Raw genomic sequence first — 17,282 nt, 5'->3', positions numbered from 1 at the left:
CCGAGCGCGCCCTTACCTGCACACGACCGCGTTCTCCGTCAACCGCGTGTTCCCCCGCAGAGGCGCGTATGCACGTCGGCGGTCCAGCTCCTACGATCTTGTGACACGGTCCGCGGCACTTCCCCTCAGCGGGCATCGTTACCATGCGTGGACGCACATTCCGACGACCACTGACAACGACGAGGGACGGGCGAGGGCGTGGCCGAGGCGGCAGATATCCAGGGGACCGGTCCCTCAGCTGCCCGCCCCTGGCTGCGACGTACCGCGGCCCTGATCGCCGGGGCCCCGCTGTTGACCGCTCTGCTCCAGTTTCCCGCCCCCCAGACCGCGGACGCCGCCGGGCAGGCCTCCGCCAAGGCGGCCTCCGGCTCGCGCACCGTGGCCATCGCCCTTGACTCGCTCAGTCCCGCCGTCCCCGGCGAGGGCGACACCCTGACCGTCTCGGGCACCGTCACGAACAAGGGCAAGCAGGCGATCACGGACGCCCACGTCGACCTTCGCCTGGGTCCCGAGCTGACCACCCGCTCGGGGATCGACAGCGTCTCCCAGCGCACCGACTACGTCCCCGGCACGGACGGCACAGAGGTCGACGACGCGGACGGCCAGGAGTTCGCCAAGCTCACCCCGGGCGTCGCCCAACCCTTCAGCGTCTCCGTCCCCGTCGACGACCTGGACCTCGGCGACAGCGGCGTCTACCAGCTCGGGGTCTCCCTGTCCGGTGAGACCTCCGCGCAGCCGTGGGAGCAGGTGCTCGGCATCCAGCGCACCTTCCTGCCGTGGCAGCCCGACGAGGCAGACACGACGACGAAGACGACCGTCCTGTGGCCGGTCATGGCCACCTCCCACATGACGGCGGAGACGGGGTCGAACGAGCAGCAGACGCCGGTCTTCAGCGATGACGACCTCGCGCAGGAGATCTCCGCGGGCGGCCGTCTGGAGCAGCTGGTGTCGCTGGGCAGTTCCCTCGACGTCACCTGGGTGATCGACCCCGACCTGCTGGCCTCCGTGGACGCCATGACGGGTGGCTACGACATCCAGGGCGAGGGTGACACGACCGTCCCCGGCACCCACCAGGCCGTCGCCAAGAAGTGGCTCGCCCAGCTCCAGCGGGCGGTGACGGGCGAGGAGGTCGTCGCCCTGCCGTTCGGCGACCCCGACCTGGCTTCCCTCGCCCACAACGGCACGAACGTCAACGGCTCACTGAGCCACCTCAAGGCCGCGACCGACGTCGCCACCACCACCGTGCGGTCCGTGCTGCACGTGACCCCGAGCACCGACTTCGCCTGGCCGGTGAACGGCGCCGTGGACCCGTCGATCGTCAAGGTCGCCACCTCCGCCGGAGCCGACAAGGTGATCGCGCGCAGCGACAGCCTGGAGGAGACGAGCGGGCTGCCGTACACGCCGTCCGCGGCCCGCCCGATCGGCGGCGGCACCACGGCGGTGGTCGCGGACTCGCGGATGTCGACGGCGTTCCAGGGCGACCTGACGAAGGCGTCCACCACCACGCTCGCCGTGCAGCGGTTCCTGGCGCAGAGCCTCGCCCTGAACCTCCAGACCAACAAGCAGCGCAGCATCGTCGTCGCCCCGCAGCGGATGCCGACCCCGAGCCAGGCGCGTGCGCTGGCCGAGGCGGTGACCGCTCTCCAGGACGGCACCTGGACACAGGCCCAGGACCTCACCGCCGCCGCGGAGGCCAAGCCGGACCCCGCGGCCACGACGAAGGTGCCCTCCAGGTCCTCGTACCCCTCGTCGCTGCGCAAGGGAGAGCTGCCGCGCGCGACCTTCGAGCAGGTCGCGACCACGCAGGACAAGCTCGACCACTTCAAGGTGATCCTCACCGACGAGACCCGGGTGGTGACCCCGTTCGGCCGGGCCATAAACCGCGAGATGTCCACGTCGTGGCGCGGCCGGGCGTCCGAGGCGGCCATCTTCCGCGCCGGTGTCGAGAGCTACCTTGACGATCTGACCGACCAGGTCAGGCTGATCGACAAGTCGGAGACCAAGCTCTCCGGCCGCAGCGCCACCATCCCGGTGACCGTGCAGAACAACCTGGTGCAGGGCGTCGACCATCTGGTGCTGCGGCTCACCTCGACCAGCCCGACGCGTCTGGAGATCGGCGGCAACGCCTACTCCGAGGTGCCCGTCACGGTCTCCGGCGGGCACAGCCAGTCAGTGAAGTTCACCACGTCCGCCAACGCCAACGGCCGGGTCACGGTGGTGGCCCAGCTGTTCACCGAGGACGGGCAGGCGTACGGCGAGCCGGTCACGTTCGACGTGAAGGTCACCGAGGTCACGGCCACCGTGATGCTGGTCATCGGCGGCGGGGTGCTGCTGCTCGTCCTCGCGGGCTTCCGCATGTACACCCAGCGCAAGCGCGCCGCCGCCCGCAGGGCCGCGGAGCGCGAGGCGGACGGCACCGACGCCACGGACGGCGCCGACGACGAATCCACCGGCGATCCGCGAAACCCCGAGGACCCCGCCGACCGTCACACCCAGGAGTCCGGCGTCCGAGCCGGGGCAGGCGACCCGGAGCAGCCGAGTGACCCTGGGCCGGACACCGCAACGGAAAGCCCCGACCCGTCCGGGACGGGTGAGAGAGTGGACCGTTGAGACACCGAGGCCGGTGGGGCCGGGACCGATGAGGTGGAGTAAGCATGAACGCGCCGTACGACGGTGACCGTGGCCAGGCCGCGGGCGACTCGGGCCACCCCGAGGGCCCGCCGCCCGAGCACGGCCAGGTGCCGCCGCAGCACCCGGCGGACATGTACCTCCAGGACGCCTACGACCAGGACCCGTACCAGGCCCAGGACCTGTCAGCACAGGACCCGGTCGCCGAGGCCCTCTACGACCGCGCCGCGCACCCCCCGCCGCCCCCGGGCACCTACCCGCCGCCGCAGCAGCTGTACGCCCAGCCGCCGCCCTCGCCGTACGCCCCCGACCCCCGCGTGTGGGCCCAGACCCCGGCGCCCGAGCCCGAGGGGCCGACACAGTACCTGCCGTACGGCGACGACCCGCGCAGCACGCAGTACGTCGGCGTGGACGACCTGGTCGGCCGGTCCGGCGAGGAGCAGCAGCAACCGGACGCCTTCGCGCACCTGTTCAGGGACCAGCAGCAGAGCGGCACACAGCCGACGGGGTATCCCGCGGTACCGGGCCAGGCCGCGCAGCCGGGCATGGGCCCGGGCCCGGCGGAGCCGTCCGGCGCGGGCCCGTACCAGACCGGCCCGTATCAAGCGGGTCCGTACGGCTCAGGCCCGTACCACGCGGGTCCCTACGCCGGTGCGCCCCAGGCGCCCGCCCCCGCCCCCGCGGCGCCGGTGCCGTCGCCCGCCGCCGAGACCCCCGAGCCCCTGCCCGCGTCCGCGCCGAAGAAGGGCGGTCGGGCGACCGGCCTGCTGAAGTCGAGCGCCGTGATGGCGGCGGGCACGATGGTGTCCCGCCTCACCGGCTTCATCCGCTCGGCGCTGATCGTCTCGGCCCTCGGCACCGCGCTGCTCGGCGACACCTTCCAGGTCGCCTACCAACTGCCGACGATGATCTACATCCTGACCGTCGGCGGCGGCCTCAACTCGGTCTTCGTACCGCAGCTGGTGCGCGCCATGAAGGACGACGAGGACGGCGGCGAGGCGTACGCCAACCGGCTGCTGACCCTCGTCATGGTGGCGCTGGGCCTGCTCACCCTGGTCGCGATGTTCGCGGCCCCCCTGCTGGTGCGCGCTCTGTCGAACTCGGTGGCGACGGACCCGGCGGCCAACGAGGTCGGCATCACCTTCACCCGCTACTTCCTGCCGTCCATCTTCTTCATGGGCGTCCACGTGGTGATGGGTCAGATCCTCAACGCCCGCGGCCGGTTCGGCGCGATGATGTGGACGCCGGTCCTCAACAACGTCGTCATCATCGTCACCCTCGCCATGTTCCTGTGGGTGTACGGCTCCGCCGAGCACTCCGGCATGAAGGTCACCAACATCCCGGCCGAGGGCCAGCGCCTCCTCGGCATCGGCATCCTGCTCGGCCTCGTCGTCCAGGCGCTGGCGATGATCCCGTACCTGCGCGAGACCGGGTACCGGATGCGGCTGCGGTTCGACTGGAAGGGCCACGGCCTCGGCAAGGCCGCGATGCTCGCCAAGTGGACGATCCTGTTCGTCCTCGCCAACCAGGCGGGCGCCCTCGTCGTCACCCAGCTCGCCACCGCGGCCGTCGCCGACACCAACATCCCCGGCACCGGCTTCAGCGCCTACGCCAACGCCCAGCTGATCTGGGGCCTGCCCCAGGCCATCATCACCGTCTCCCTGATGGCCGCCCTGCTGCCCCGGATCTCCCGCTCGGCGGCGGAGGACGACGGCGGCGCCGTCCGCGACGACATCTCCCAGGGCCTGCGCACCACGGCCGTCGCGATCGTGCCGCTCGCCTTCGGCTTCGTCGCCCTCGGCGTCCCGATGTGCACCCTGATCTTCGGCTCCTCGGGCAGCAACGCCGCCACCAACATGGGCTACATGCTGATGGCGTTCGGACTCGGCCTGATCCCGTACTCCGTGCAGTACGTCGTCCTGCGCGCGTTCTACGCCTACGAGGACACCCGCACGCCCTTCTACAACACGGTCATCGTGGCCGCCGTCAACGCGGGCGCCTCCGCGCTCTGCTTCGCGCTGCTCCCGCCCCGCTGGGCCGTCGTCGGCATGGCCGCCTCGTACGGCCTGGCCTATGTGATCGGCGTCGGTGTCGCCTGGCAGCGACTGCGCAGGCGGCTGGGCGGCGACCTCGACGGGGCTCGCGTGCTGCGCACCTACGCCCGGCTGAGCATCGCCTCGGTACCCGCGGCCCTGCTCGCCGGTGCGGCCTGTTACGGCATCACCCAGGTACTCGGCCAGGGCGTCGCGGGCTCGTTCGCCGCGCTGCTGGCCGGTGGTCTCGTACTGCTCGCTGTCTTCTTCGTCGGCGCCCGGCGGATGCGTGTGGAGGAGCTGAACTCGCTCGTCGGCATGGTTCGTGGGCGTCTGGGGCGCTGACGCGGGGGTATGCGCACAACCATCGTCCGCCATCGTGTGTCGTGCATAGCGGCGGTCTGTGGGCACAATTGGTTTCGGCGTCGGACGGCGCGCACGGGGTCGTACGGCGCGCAACGGATGGGGAGGCAGGAACGACGGTGGCGGAACGGAGCACGGCTGCCGTCGACGTGGCAGACAACAGCGGCGACGAGCCGCTGACCGCCAAGGCGGATCAGGCGGACCAGTCCACGGCCGACGGGGTGGCCCAGAACCTGGAGCGGAACACGAAGAACGACGAGGCACAGGGGAGGGACGGGACCAGCGGTCCCGGTAAGACCTCACCGCCGGAACTGCACAGCGGTCACAAGCTCGCCAGACGGTACCGCCTGGAAGAGTGCGTCACCCGTCTGGACGGCTTCAGCAGTTGGCGCGCGGTCGACGAGAAGCTGCGCCGCGCCGTCGGCGTCCACGTCCTGCCCGCGGATCACTCCCGGGCCCGCTCCGTGCTCGCCGCCGCCCGCTCCTCCGCCCTGTTGGGCGATCCCCGTTTCGTCCAGGTGCTGGACGCGGTCGAGGAGAACGACCTCGTCTACGTCGTCCACGAGTGGCTGCCCGACGCCACCGAACTGACCACCCTGCTCTCCGTCGGCCCGCTGGAGCCGCACGACGCCTACCAGATGGTCAGCCAGGTGGCCGCCGCCATGGCCGCCGCGCACCGCGAGGGCCTCGCCCATCTCCGGCTGAACCCCAACGCCGTGCTGCGTGCCTCCACCGGCCAGTGGCGCATCCGCGGTCTCGCCGTCAACGCCGCCCTGCGCGGCATCAGTTCCGACACCCCGCAGCGCGCCGACACCGAGGCGATCGGCGCCCTGCTGTACGCCGCGCTCACCCAGCGCTGGCCATACGAGAGCGACGCCTACGGTCTGTCCGGGCTGCCGAAGGACGTCGGTCTCATCGCCCCCGACCAGGTGCGTGCCGGGGTGCACCGCGGGCTGTCGGAGCTGGCCATGCGCGCGCTCGTCAACGACGGCGCGACCGCCTCCCGTCACGAGTCGGCGTGCACCACGCCGGAGGACCTGGTGAAGGCGATCGGGGAGATGCCCCGCATCCGCCCGCCGGAGCCCGCGTTCGCCGCGCCGCCCGAGTACCAGCGCACCACCTATCAGCAGGGCACCTACGGCCGCACCACGCCGCCGGGCGTCACCCAGCCGGTACCGTCCCCGCCGCCCCCGCTCCAGAGCCGTACCGGCAAGGCACTGAAGTGGGCGGTCTCCGCGCTGCTGATCGCCGCGCTGGGCCTGGGCAGCTGGCAGTTGGCCGACGCGTTGATGCAGCAGGGCGACAAGGCCGACGACACCAACCAGACCCAGACGACGGACGGCAACGACAAGGGCAGCAAGAAGCCGAAGCCGACCAAGCCCCTGGCGATCGAGGGCGCGCAGGAGTACGTGGTCAGCGGCAACGCCCAGGCCGCCGAGGACGTCGGCAACACGTACGACGGTGACAGCTCCACGTTCTGGCGCACCAACCGCTACAACGACGGCCCGGAGCTGGCTCCCTACAAGCCGGGCGTGGGCATCGTCTACGACCTCGGCTCATCCAAGGAGGTCTCCGCCGCGTCGATAGCGCTCCGGTACGGCGGCGACCACACCACGGCCACCCTCTACGCCACCGATTCGCTGACCCCGTCGACGGGCATCGACGGAATGGCGAAAATCGGCACCGCCACCACGAGCGGCACCTCACTCACCATGAAGGCGTCGAAGCCGGTGAAGACGCAGTACGTGCTGCTGTGGATCACGGCCGTCCCGAACGCGCCCACGGACGGCTACAGCAGCGCAGGGTACAAGCAGGCCATCACCGACCTGAAGTTCACGGGCTGAGTCGGCCGAAGGCGAGGGGGCCCGATGGCAGAGAACATCGCGTACGGCGATGTGAGCGATCAGGACCTCCTCGCCCGCCATGTCAAGGGCGATCACGACGCCTTCGGCGAGCTGGTGCGGCGCCATCGTGACCGGCTCTGGGCGGTGGCGCTGCGGACCCTGGGGGACCGCGAGGAGGCCGCTGACGCCGTCCAGGACGCCCTGGTGTCCGCCTACCGGGCCGCCCACACCTTCCGCGGCCAGTCGGCCGTCACGACCTGGCTGCACCGGATCACGGTGAACGCGTGCCTCGACCGGGTCCGCAAGGCGGCATCCCGGAAGACCTCGCCGGTGGACGACACCGAGCGGCTGGAGCAACTGTTGGAGCCGCATGAGTCGGCCTCGGCCCCCGCCGAGCGCAACGACGTGCACCGCCAGCTCCTGGACGCGCTGGGCACCCTCCCGGTGGACCAGCGGGCCGCCCTCGTCCTGGTGGACATGCAGGGCTACCCCGTCGCCGAGGCGGCCCGCGTCCTTGACGTGCCGGTCGGCACCGTGAAGAGCCGCTGTGCCCGGGGCCGGGCCAGACTCCTGCCGTTGCTCACCCATCTGCGGCCGGACAGCGCAGGGGGAGGCACACCACCGGGTGAGCGACGGAACCGGACGCAGGGGACATCCGTCCCACCGGCAGCGGAACCGCGTGACGACGCGCCGCGAGATGCCGGGCCAAGTGATTCAGCAGCCGTGAAGGGCGGAGGTGGGCGAGCGTGACATCCACGACGGACGCGGCGGGGCACCCTGATGTCGCCGAGATCTCCGACCTCTCCGAGGGCCTGCTGACCCCGGGCCGGACCACCGCTGTACGGCGGCACCTGGACGAGTGCGAACTCTGCGCGGACGTCTACACCTCACTGGAGGAGATCCGCGGCCTGCTCGGTACCCTCCCGGGCACCTCGCCCATGCCCGCCGAGGTGGCCGGGCGCATCGATGCCGCCCTGGCCGCTGAGGCGCTGCTGAACGCCACGACGGCCAAGGCCTTCGACAGCGAACCCGTCGAAGCCTCCCGCACCGCGTCCGGCGCGGACCACAGCGCGCGTGTTTCACGTGAAACATCGCCCGTCGGACGACCGGCTGGACATGCCCCCGGCTCCTCCACCGGGCCTGGCCGCAAGGACCGCAAGCGTGGAAGCCGCCGCAGGAACGTTGTGCTGGGAGCCGCACTCTCGGTTGCCGCCCTGGGCCTGGGCTCCGTCCTGTGGTCGCCGCTGAGCGGCAACGAGCCGGACACCAGCGCCCAAGGCGAGCAGTCCGCCTCAGCGGACACCTTCTCCGAGGAACAGCTGGAGACAGAGGTCGCGCATCTCCTCGCGGAGAAGCAGAACCGCCGGGGTGGCGTCCGATCCCCCGGCGACTCTGTTGTGGAGTCCGTTCCCAGCGCCCCGACCAACGGGGCCACCGGGCTGTTCAAAGAGACGACCGTGATCGTCCCCGAGTGCGTCCAGCAGACCATCGACGGCCAGGACGCGGCCCTGGCGGCCAGGGAGGGCGTATATCAGGGGACACGCGCCCTGCTCGTCGTGCTGCCGGACGACGCCGACCCCAGCCGGGTCACCGCCTACCTCGTGGACGCCACCTGTGTGGATCAGGCTTCGGTGAAGGCCAGAGTGCTCCTGAAGCACTCGTACCCGCGCTCCTGATCTCACCCTCCCGCGCTTCTTCATGTCGCCCCAGCGTGCTTCTTCGTGTGCCCGGGCACAGCGGGAATGCGGGCCCTTTAGGATCCGTTGGGTGGGGTGAGAGTCCGGAGTCGGACTCCCACCGGTCAAGCGATTCAGTCCAGAGACGAGGAATCAAGCCGTGAGCGACGTTCGTAACGTGATCATCATCGGCTCCGGGCCCGCCGGTTATACGGCGGCGCTCTACACCGCGCGCGCGTCGCTGAAGCCTCTGGTGTTCGAGGGTGCCGTCACCGCGGGCGGTGCGCTGATGAACACCACCGAGGTCGAGAACTTCCCTGGCTTCCAGGACGGCATCATGGGCCCCGAGCTGATGGACAACATGCGGGCCCAGGCCGAGCGCTTCGGTGCCGAACTCATCGCGGACGACATCGTCTCCGTCGACCTGACCGGCGAGATCAAGTCCGTCACCGACACCTCCGGGACGGTCCACCAGGCGAAGGCCGTGATCGTCGCTACCGGCTCCCAGCACCGCAAGCTCGGACTGCCGAACGAGGACGCCCTCTCGGGGCGTGGCGTCTCCTGGTGTGCCACCTGTGACGGTTTCTTCTTCAAGGACCAGGACATTGCCGTCATCGGCGGCGGCGACACCGCGATGGAGGAGGCGACCTTCCTCTCCCGCTTCGCCAAGTCCGTGACGATCGTGCACCGCCGTGACACCTTGCGCGCCTCCAAGGCGATGCAGGAGCGCGCCTTCGCCGACCCGAAGATCAGCTTCGTCTGGGACAGCGAGATCGCCGAGATCCAGGGCGACCCGAAGCTCTCCGGCCTGAAGCTGCGCAACGTCAAGACCGGCGAGCTGTCCGACCTCCCGGTGACGGGCCTGTTCATCGCGATCGGCCATGACCCGCGCACCGAACTCTTCAAGGGTCAACTGGAGCTGGACGAGGAGGGCTACCTCAAGGTCACTGCCCCCTCGACCCGGACGAACCTGACGGGTGTCTTCGGCGCCGGTGACGTCGTCGACCACACCTACCGTCAGGCGATCACCGCCGCGGGCACCGGCTGCTCCGCCGCTCTGGACGCCGAGCGCTTCCTCGCCGCCCTGGCGGACGAGGAGATGGCCGAGCCCGAGAAGACGACCGTCTGACCCCCACCACCCCACGCAACAACCAGTTAAGGAGCCCGCCGTGGCCGGCACCCTGAAGATTGTGACTGACGCCTCCTTCGAGGAGGACGTCCTCAAGAGCGACAAGCCCGTTCTGGTGGACTTCTGGGCTGCCTGGTGCGGACCGTGCCGCCAGATCGCGCCCTCCCTTGAGGCGATCGCCAAGGAACACGGCGACAAGATCGAGATCGTCAAGCTCAACATTGACGAGAACCCGGGTACGGCCGCGAAGTACGGCGTGATGTCGATCCCGACGCTGAACGTCTACTCCAACGGCGAGGTCGCCAAGACCATCGTCGGCGCCAAGCCGAAGGCCGCGATCCTCCGCGACCTTGAGGACTTCATCGCCGAGTGATCTACGCCGTCGCGCTGACGGCGATGTTTCACGTGAAACACGAAGGGGCCGCTCCCATCAGGGGCGGCCCCTTTCACAGTGGCCGAAGCACCGGATCCTTCTGCACCGCCCCGAGCAGCCGGTCCAGCGCCATCTCGACGTCCTCCTTCCAGGAGAGCGTCGTGCGCAGCTCCAGCCTCAGCCGTGGATACGTCGGATGCGGCCGGACCGTCTTGAATCCCACCGCCAGCAGATGGTCCGCGGGCAGCACACAGGCGGGTTCCTTCCAGCGTGCGTCTCCGAACGCCTCGATCGCCTTGAAGCCCCGCCGCAGCAGATCCTTAGCCACCGTCTGGACCATCACCCGGCCCAGCCCTTGCCCCTGGAACTCCGGCACGATGTAGGCGGTGATCAGCTGCACCGCATCGGAGGCGACGGGGCTCGTCGGGAACGCCGTCGAGCGCGGCACATAGGCCGGGGGTGCGTACAGGACGAAGCCCACCGGTACGTCGTCGACGTAGACGACACGGCCGCAGGAGCCCCAGTCCAAGAGCACGCCGGAAATCCAGGCCTCCTTCTCCATCGAGGCTGTGCCCGCCTTCAGTGCGGCCTCACCGCTGACCGGGTCGAGTTCCCAGAAGACACACGAGCGACAGCGCTGGGGAAGGTCCTGAAGGTTGTCCAGCGTGAGCGGTATGAGCCGACGCCCCATGAGGCCTGTTCCTCGCTTCCTCCTCCGCCCGCCGCATCACGGGCGGCTGCCAGAGCGCTCCGTTCCCTGAGCAGGCTGCCGACAAAGCCACCGACCGCTCCCAGCCCCAGTCCCGCGCTCACCAGTCCGGTACGGCTCATAGATCGCACGGCTCCGTCTCCCCTCAGAGCTGGCTGTCAGGAGGATGCGCTCTACCCGATCGCATCGTATCGACGAAGCGATTCCTCCCGATACCGCCAGAAAGCAAAGTGCGGGCCGTGTTCCGGCGTACACCGGACACGGCCCGCACCAAGCTGGTTCAGGCGCCCGCTTCCTCGGACTCGTCGTCCTCCAGGCCCCGCTGGAGCACCGGTCCCTCGCCGGGGGCGAGGGTGCCGAGGATGCGCTCCAGATCCTCCATCGAAGCGAACTCGACGGTGATCTTGCCCTTCTTCTGCCCCAGGTCGACCTTCACCCGAGTCTCGAAGCGGTCCGAGAGCCGGGTCGCCAGGTCGGTCAGCGCCGGAGAGACCCGGGCACCGGCCCTCGGCCCCTTGGAGCGCTGGGTAGCCTGAGGCCGCGAACCCATCAGCGTCACGATCTCCTCGACTGCCCGCACCGAGAGGCCCTCGGCCACGATCCGGTGCGCCAGCCGGTCCTGCTCCTCCGAGTCCTCCACGGAGAGCAGGGCCCGAGCATGACCTGCGGAGAGCACTCCGGCGGCCACCCGTCGCTGTACCGCCGGAGAGAGCTTCAGCAGCCGCAGGGTGTTGGAGACCTGGGGACGAGAGCGGCCGATACGGTCCGCCAACTGGTCATGGGTGCAGCTGAAGTCCTTCAGCAACTGGTCGTAGGCAGCCGCCTCCTCCAACGGGTTCAGCTGAGCCCGGTGCAGGTTCTCCAGCAGGGCGTCCAGGAGGAGCTTCTCGTCATCCGTGGCTCGCACGATCGCCGGGATCGCCTCCAGCCCCGCCTCACGGCAGGCCCGCCAGCGACGCTCACCCATGATCAGCTCATAGCGCCCCGGAGCAAGCTGCCGCACGACGACCGGCTGGAGGAGGCCCACCTCCTTGATGGAGGTGACCAGCTCCTGCAGCGCGTCCTCGTCGAAGACCTCACGCGGCTGCCGCGGGTTCGGTGTGATGGCGTCCAGAGGGATCTCAGCGAAGTGAGCGCCCATGACCGACGCCGAAGCCTCCGAGGCCCCGGTGGCCGGGGGTTCCTCTGTTTCACGTGAAACATGCGGCAGCGTGGCCACCTTCGCCGCAGCCACCCCCCGGTCGGTCGCCAGCACCGCAGAAGAGGACGCTGATGCGGCACCCCCGACGGCCGTCTGGGCCGGTGTCCTCTCCGTCGGTGCCGCTGGGATCAGTGCGCCAAGCCCTCGGCCCAACCCCCTTCGTCGCTCGCTCACTGGATCCCCTCCACCATGCTCTGTTCGCTCTGAGCGCCGATATGGGCGTGCTTCGCGTCATAGCTGACACCCACACCCTTCAGCGCGATTTCCCGGGCCGCCTCAAGATAGGAGAGGGCGCCACTCGATCCTGGATCGTAGGTCAGCACCGTCTGCCCATAGCTCGGCGCCTCGGAGATACGGACCGAGCGAGGAATGCTCGTCCGCAGTACCTCGTCACCGAAGTGGGTGCGCACCTCTTCCGCGACCTGGGACGCGAGACGCGTCCGGCCGTCGTACATGGTGAGCAGAATCGTCGATACATGCAGCGTGGGGTTGAGGTGCCCCCTCACCAGATCGACATTGCGCAGCAACTGGCCCAGCCCTTCCAGCGCGTAGTACTCGCACTGGATCGGGATGAGCACCTCCTGGCCCGCGACGAGTGCGTTGACCGTCAGCAGACCGAGCGAAGGCGGGCAGTCGATGAGGATGTAGTCCAGCGGCTGCTCGTAAGCCTGGATGGCCCGCTGGAGCCGACTCTCACGCGCCACGAGGGACACCAGCTCGATCTCCGCACCGGCGAGATCGATTGTGGCGGGCGCGCAGAAGAGCCCTTCAACATCGAGGACCGGCTGGACCACCTCGGAGAGCGGCTTACTCTCCACCAACACGTCGTAGATCGACGGGACTTCGGCGTGGTGGTCGATTCCCAACGCGGTGGAGGCGTTCCCCTGTGGGTCGAGGTCGATCACCAGAACACGGCTGCCGTGCAGAGCCAGCGACGCGGCGAGGTTGACGGTCGTCGTTGTCTTACCCACCCCGCCCTTCTGGTTGGCGACAACGATGACCCGGGTCTCCTCGGGCCGCGGCAGGCCCTCGCCGGCACGGCCCAGAGCCTCCACCGCCAGTTGGGCAGCACGACCGATGGGAGTGTCGTCCATCGGGGGCGGTGTTTCACGTGAAACATCGTCTCCGATCGACTCGGTACGGGGACCGGGGACCGGATCGGTCATCGGTCCCGCGATGTTGGCGTCGGACCGCAAGGATTCACTCTCCTCGACTTCAGGCTCGCAATGAACAGAGCCTCCCATGCCTTCGGGGTCGTGAACCAGTGAGCCCTGGTGTTCTGTGGAGAAATCCACCTCTGTGGACAACTCTGTGCCCCGTGGGGGCGACGGAGCGTCACGGGAAGGCGCCTCTCCCCGGGAAGGAGCTTCCCCAAGAGATCCAAGAGGCTTACGGTCGCGAGGTTCGGCCGCAGCGCGGCCGCGACTGATGATGCCGTGCAGCAGTGAGCGACGTTTCACGTGAAACACGATGCACAGCGGTCAGGCCCGCGCCCGGGAGACACTCCGTCACGCGTAGGTTTGACAGCTTGTGTGGAGTACGCCTCATCGACGAGAGCGCACCGCGACACCCAGCGTGCTCAGCGGCGCCGACGAGTCCGCCCGGTCCGTGCCGCCTTGGCCCGCTTGGCCGCGAACCGCACCCCGCCTGGGCTCTCCCCGACCTCCACACGCACCACGGTGGACATCGGGTCCACGACACCCTCACCCACATGCAGGATCGACGTCTCCACCGCACCGAGCTTGGTCAGCGCGGTCGCCGCGCTCTTCAGCTCCTCTTCGGCCGCGTCGCCCTTGAGCGCGAGCATCTCGCCGTAGGGGCGCAGCAGCGGAATGCCCCAGGTGGCGAGCCGGTCCAGCGGTGCCACGGCGCGTGCCGTCACCACATGGACGGGAGTGAGCTTCCCCATGACCTCTTCAGCGCGTCCCCGCACCACGGTCACATGGTCGAGACCCAGCAGCTCGACGACCTCGGTCAGGAAGTTCGTACGCCGTAGCAGGGGCTCCAGCAGGGTGATCTTCAGGTCGTCGCGGACGAGGGCCAGGGGGATGCCGGGCAGCCCGGCTCCCGATCCGACGTCGCACACGGTCACGCCCTCGGGCACGACCTCGGAGAGCACCGCGCAGTTCAGCAGATGCCTCTCCCAGAGCCGGGGCACCTCACGTGGGCCGATGAGCCCGCGCTGCACTCCCGCCTCGGCGAGAAGCTCCGCGTACCGGACCGCATCCCCGTAGCGATCGCCGAATACATCGCGGGCCTGCTCGGGCGCAGGGGGGAGTTCAGCTGCCTCCGTCACGGGGACCGTCCTTCCGTACCGCCTCGACGCGCTGAGCGCCGACTCCAGAACTACAGGCTGACAAAGTTCGGCCCCGCCTGCGCAACAGACGGGGCCGGAGGATGTGGGGACCGCTGAGGACCGGGTCGGGACCTGACTCAGGCGGGCAGCACGACGACGAACCGCTGCGGCTCCTCGCCCTCGGACTCACTGCGCAGGCCCGCGGCCTTGACCGCGTCGTGCACGACCTTGCGCTCGAACGGCGTCATCGGCTTCAGCTTCACCGGTTCACCGGCGCTCTTCGCCTCGGCCGCCGCCTTGGCGCCCAGCTCGGACAGCTCGGCGCGCTTCTTCGCCCGGTAACCGGCGATGTCCAGCATCAGTCGGCTGCGGTCGCCGGTCTCCCGGTGCACGGCCAGGCGCGTCAGCTCCTGGAGCGCCTCCAGCACCTCGCCGTCGCGCCCGACCAGCTTCTGGAGGTCACGGCTGCCGCTGTCGCTGATGATCGAGACAGAGGCGCGGTCGCCCTCGACGTCCATGTCGATATCGCCGTCGAGGTCGGCGATGTCCAGCAGGCCCTCAAGGTAGTCCGCCGCGATGTCGCCCTCCTGCTCCAGGCGGGTCAGGGTGTCTGCACCCTCGGCAGCGGCGGAGGTGGTGCCTTCCGTCACGGGATGGACTCCTTCTTACTTCTTGGTCGGGGACTTGGGCCGCTGCGGGCCCTTGCGCTGACCGGACTGGGCCCGGCTTCGGCCGCCGCCGGACTTGGGTGCCGCCTTCTCGGTGGACCCGGACGGCTTGCCGCCCTGCGGCTCGTCGGACTTGCTCAGCGACGTCGGCGAGGAGGAGGTACCGCCCTCGGCGTCACCGCCACCGGCGGACGACGAGGTCTTGGCACCGCCGGACTGGCGCTTGGACTTGGGCTGCCGCTTGGGCTGCTGCCGCTTGGGGGCGGCCGTGGGGGCGGGGCTGCCGTCCTCGGTGGCGACGGCGACCGCGCTGTCGCTCTTGGTCACGGTGCCGTCGGTCTGGGCGGCGAGACCGGCCTTGGTCAGGCCGTTGATGAACTTGCGCTCGTACTCGTTGCGGTCCCGGCCCTTGGCGACGATCGCCTTGATGATGGCGCGGTCGCGGCGGTTGCGGGCCGCGCTGTGGTGCGTGACCTGCTTGTAGAGGCGCTCCAGGTAGGCGGCCTGCGCCTTGGAACCCGGAGTCGGGTTGTTGTGGATCACGTACATCTGCTGGCCCATGGTCCACAGGTTCGTGGTCAACCAGTAGACGAGGACACCGACCGGGAAGTTGATACCGAAGACGGCGAAGATGACGGGGAAGACGTACATCAGCATCTTCTGCTGCTGCATGAACGGGGTCTTCACCGAGGTGTCGACGTTCTTCGTCATCAACTGGCGCTGCGTGTAGAACTGCGACAGCGACATCAGGACGATCATGATGGCGGTGACGATCCGCACATCGGTGATCGAGGAGCCGAGGGCCTCGACCTTGGAAGAGCTGTCGGTGAACTTCGCGGCCAGCGGAGCACCGAAGATGTGCGCCTTCTGCGCGCTCTCCAGCAGCCGGTTGTTGATCACGCCGATGGTGTCGTTCGACGCGATGCTGTTGAGCACGTGGTATAGGGCGAAGAAGAACGGCGACTGCGCCAGGATGGGAAGGCACGAGGAGAGCGGGTTGGTACCCGTCTCCTTGTACAGCTTCATCATCTCTTCGGACTGACGCTGCTTGTCGTTCTTGTAGCGCTCCTGGATCTTCTTCATCTCCGGCTGGAGCGTCTGCATCGCGCGCGTCGCCTTGATCTGCTTCACGAAGAGCGGGATCAGGCAGATACGGATCAGAATCACCAGGGACACGATGGACAGGCCCCAGGCCCAGCCCGTGTCAGGGCCGAAGATCGCACCGTACAGCTTGTGGAACTGGACGATGACCCACGAGACGGGTGTGGTGATGAAGCTGAACAGGCTGGCAATCGTGTCCACTAATCATGCTCCTTGGGCATGGGACGAGGTCTCTGCGGCCGGGCTGGAAGGACTCACAGAATTCTGTCCCTCGGTGGCCGGGTCGGCGGCGGAGGGCCCGCCCTTGCGTGCGCGCCACGCACCGCGCAGCATTTCGTGCCACCGCGGGCGCTTGCGTGGCGGGACATGGTCCACACCACCCAGCGACCACGGGTTGCACCGGAGGATGCGCCAGGCGGTGAGCGCCGTGCCCTTGATCGCACCATGCCGGTCGATGGCCGTGTAGCCGTAGTGGGAACACGACGGGTAGTACTTGCACACCGGTCCGAGCAGCGGGCTGATCGTCCACTGGTACAGCTTGATCAGCGCCAGCAGCGGGTACTTCATCGCGCACCCCCTCCCAGCAGCCGCTGAAGGGCGGCATCCAGGTCTCGGGCCAGCTGTGCATGGTCGGCGTCGCCCGCACCGGGCAGCGCCCGTACGACTACCAGGCTACCGGGGGGCAGGTCGGTGACTCGCTCCCGCATCAGGTGACGCAGTCTGCGCTTGACTTTGTTGCGTACGACCGCACCACCCACAGCCTTGCTGACGACGAAACCCGCACGCGTCGGGGGAGCGCTCTCCCCAGGCGCGTGCGGGTCCGTTGCACCGCTTCGTAGGTGGACGACGAGGAGAGGGCGTCCAGCCCTGCGGCCTCGTCGTACCGCGGTCGCGAAGTCCTCGCGCCGCCTCAGCCGGTTCTCGGTGGGCAGCACGACGTCATGACCTGACCGGGATCAGGCGGACAGACGGGCGCGACCCTTGCCACGGCGGGACGCGAGGATCGCGCGGCCGGCACGGGTGCGCATACGCAGCCGGAAGCCGTGGGTCTTCGCGCGACGACGGTTGTTCGGCTGGAAGGTGCGCTTGCTCACTCGGGGGCTCCAGAAAGAAATCGGGGTTGGCGGGGTGCCGTCCTGGCTGTCACCGTGCGCCCACGAGTAGCTCGCGTTACGCCCGAGTGCACCGCTTTCCGATCACCGAATTCCCCCGCTGGAGGCGGAGACGTGATCTGTGCCCATCGGAGGCAGGCGGCAGCAGC

At 69.2% G+C, this 17,282-nt stretch carries 16 protein-coding genes; 7 read left to right on the top strand and 9 right to left on the bottom strand.

Translation table 11 applies throughout. The features are described from left to right. Positions 1-198: 198 nt before the first annotated feature. The 7 genes from ABZ659_RS27960 to trxA all read left to right on the top strand — a co-directional run bounded on the left by ABZ659_RS27960 (position 199) and on the right by trxA (position 10,046). Positions 199-2,610, top strand: a complete 2,412-nt coding sequence (locus tag ABZ659_RS27960; RefSeq protein WP_360225146.1) for a DUF6049 family protein — start codon at positions 199-201, stop codon at positions 2,608-2,610. Between the two features lie 44 nt (positions 2,611-2,654). Further along, positions 2,655-5,006 (top strand): murein biosynthesis integral membrane protein MurJ, encoded by a 2,352-nt coding sequence (gene murJ / locus ABZ659_RS27955; protein ID WP_360225144.1) that lies wholly within the window; start codon positions 2,655-2,657, stop codon positions 5,004-5,006. Between the two features lie 137 nt (positions 5,007-5,143). Continuing rightward, the gene (locus tag ABZ659_RS27950) at positions 5,144-6,868 is read left to right on the top strand and encodes a protein kinase family protein (protein ID WP_360225142.1); all 1,725 of its coding nucleotides are present in this window, start codon (positions 5,144-5,146) and stop codon (positions 6,866-6,868) included. 24 nt (positions 6,869-6,892) lie between these two features. Beyond that, complete coding sequence (gene sigM, locus ABZ659_RS27945; RefSeq protein ID WP_360225140.1) at positions 6,893-7,618, top strand: RNA polymerase sigma factor SigM; 726 nt, start codon at positions 6,893-6,895, stop codon at positions 7,616-7,618. Further along, on the top strand, positions 7,615-8,544 hold the full coding sequence (locus ABZ659_RS27940; RefSeq protein ID WP_360225138.1) for a hypothetical protein: 930 nt from the start codon (positions 7,615-7,617) through the stop codon (positions 8,542-8,544). Before sigM ends, ABZ659_RS27940 begins: the two co-directional genes overlap by 4 nt. 160 nt (positions 8,545-8,704) lie before the next feature. After that, entirely contained in the window at positions 8,705-9,673 is a 969-nt protein-coding gene (gene trxB / locus ABZ659_RS27935; RefSeq protein WP_360225136.1) for a thioredoxin-disulfide reductase, read from the top strand. 40 nt (positions 9,674-9,713) lie between these two features. Further along, the gene (gene trxA, locus ABZ659_RS27930) at positions 9,714-10,046 is read left to right on the top strand and encodes a thioredoxin (protein ID WP_360225134.1); all 333 of its coding nucleotides are present in this window, start codon (positions 9,714-9,716) and stop codon (positions 10,044-10,046) included. Between the two features lie 73 nt (positions 10,047-10,119). On the opposite strand, the gene ABZ659_RS27925 is transcribed toward trxA, so the two are convergent. The 9 genes from ABZ659_RS27925 to rpmH form a co-directional block, all read right to left on the bottom strand. Further along, complete coding sequence (locus ABZ659_RS27925; protein ID WP_360225132.1) at positions 10,120-10,737, bottom strand: GNAT family N-acetyltransferase; 618 nt, start codon at positions 10,735-10,737, stop codon at positions 10,120-10,122. Between the two features lie 298 nt (positions 10,738-11,035). After that, positions 11,036-12,130 carry a ParB/RepB/Spo0J family partition protein gene (locus ABZ659_RS27920; RefSeq protein WP_360225130.1) on the bottom strand — a complete coding sequence of 365 codons (1,095 nt, stop codon included), beginning with the start codon at positions 12,128-12,130 and terminating at the stop codon, positions 11,036-11,038. Then, positions 12,127-13,200: an AAA family ATPase gene (locus ABZ659_RS27915; RefSeq protein ID WP_360225208.1), complete on the bottom strand. Its 1,074-nt coding sequence runs from the start codon at positions 13,198-13,200 to the stop codon at positions 12,127-12,129. Before ABZ659_RS27915 ends, ABZ659_RS27920 begins: the two co-directional genes overlap by 4 nt. A gap of 335 nt (positions 13,201-13,535) precedes the next feature. Beyond that, positions 13,536-14,252, bottom strand: coding sequence for a 16S rRNA (guanine(527)-N(7))-methyltransferase RsmG (rsmG, locus tag ABZ659_RS27910; RefSeq protein ID WP_360225128.1), 717 nt, complete (start codon positions 14,250-14,252; stop codon positions 13,536-13,538). A gap of 137 nt (positions 14,253-14,389) precedes the next feature. Then, positions 14,390-14,902 (bottom strand): R3H domain-containing nucleic acid-binding protein, encoded by a 513-nt coding sequence (locus tag ABZ659_RS27905; protein WP_360225126.1) that lies wholly within the window; start codon positions 14,900-14,902, stop codon positions 14,390-14,392. Between the two features lie 15 nt (positions 14,903-14,917). Further along, positions 14,918-16,222: a membrane protein insertase YidC gene (gene yidC, locus ABZ659_RS27900; protein WP_360225124.1), complete on the bottom strand. Its 1,305-nt coding sequence runs from the start codon at positions 16,220-16,222 to the stop codon at positions 14,918-14,920. A 3-nt stretch (positions 16,223-16,225) separates the two neighbouring features. Beyond that, a complete protein-coding gene (yidD, locus tag ABZ659_RS27895) occupies positions 16,226-16,588 on the bottom strand; it encodes a membrane protein insertion efficiency factor YidD (protein WP_360225122.1) in 363 nt (120 codons plus the stop codon). Next, positions 16,585-16,956, bottom strand: coding sequence for a ribonuclease P protein component (gene rnpA / locus ABZ659_RS27890; RefSeq protein WP_210922181.1), 372 nt, complete (start codon positions 16,954-16,956; stop codon positions 16,585-16,587). Before rnpA ends, yidD begins: the two co-directional genes overlap by 4 nt. Before the next feature lie 21 nt (positions 16,957-16,977). Next, entirely contained in the window at positions 16,978-17,115 is a 138-nt protein-coding gene (gene rpmH / locus ABZ659_RS27885; RefSeq protein WP_003949374.1) for a 50S ribosomal protein L34, read from the bottom strand. Between the last annotated feature and the right edge of the window lie 167 nt (positions 17,116-17,282).

The organism is Streptomyces sp. NPDC006997, from assembly GCF_040635175.1.
GTDB lineage: Bacteria > Actinomycetota > Actinomycetes > Streptomycetales > Streptomycetaceae > Streptomyces.
The sequence above is the reverse complement of the archived record's forward strand: the minus strand, read 5'-3'. Positions and strand labels throughout refer to the sequence as shown.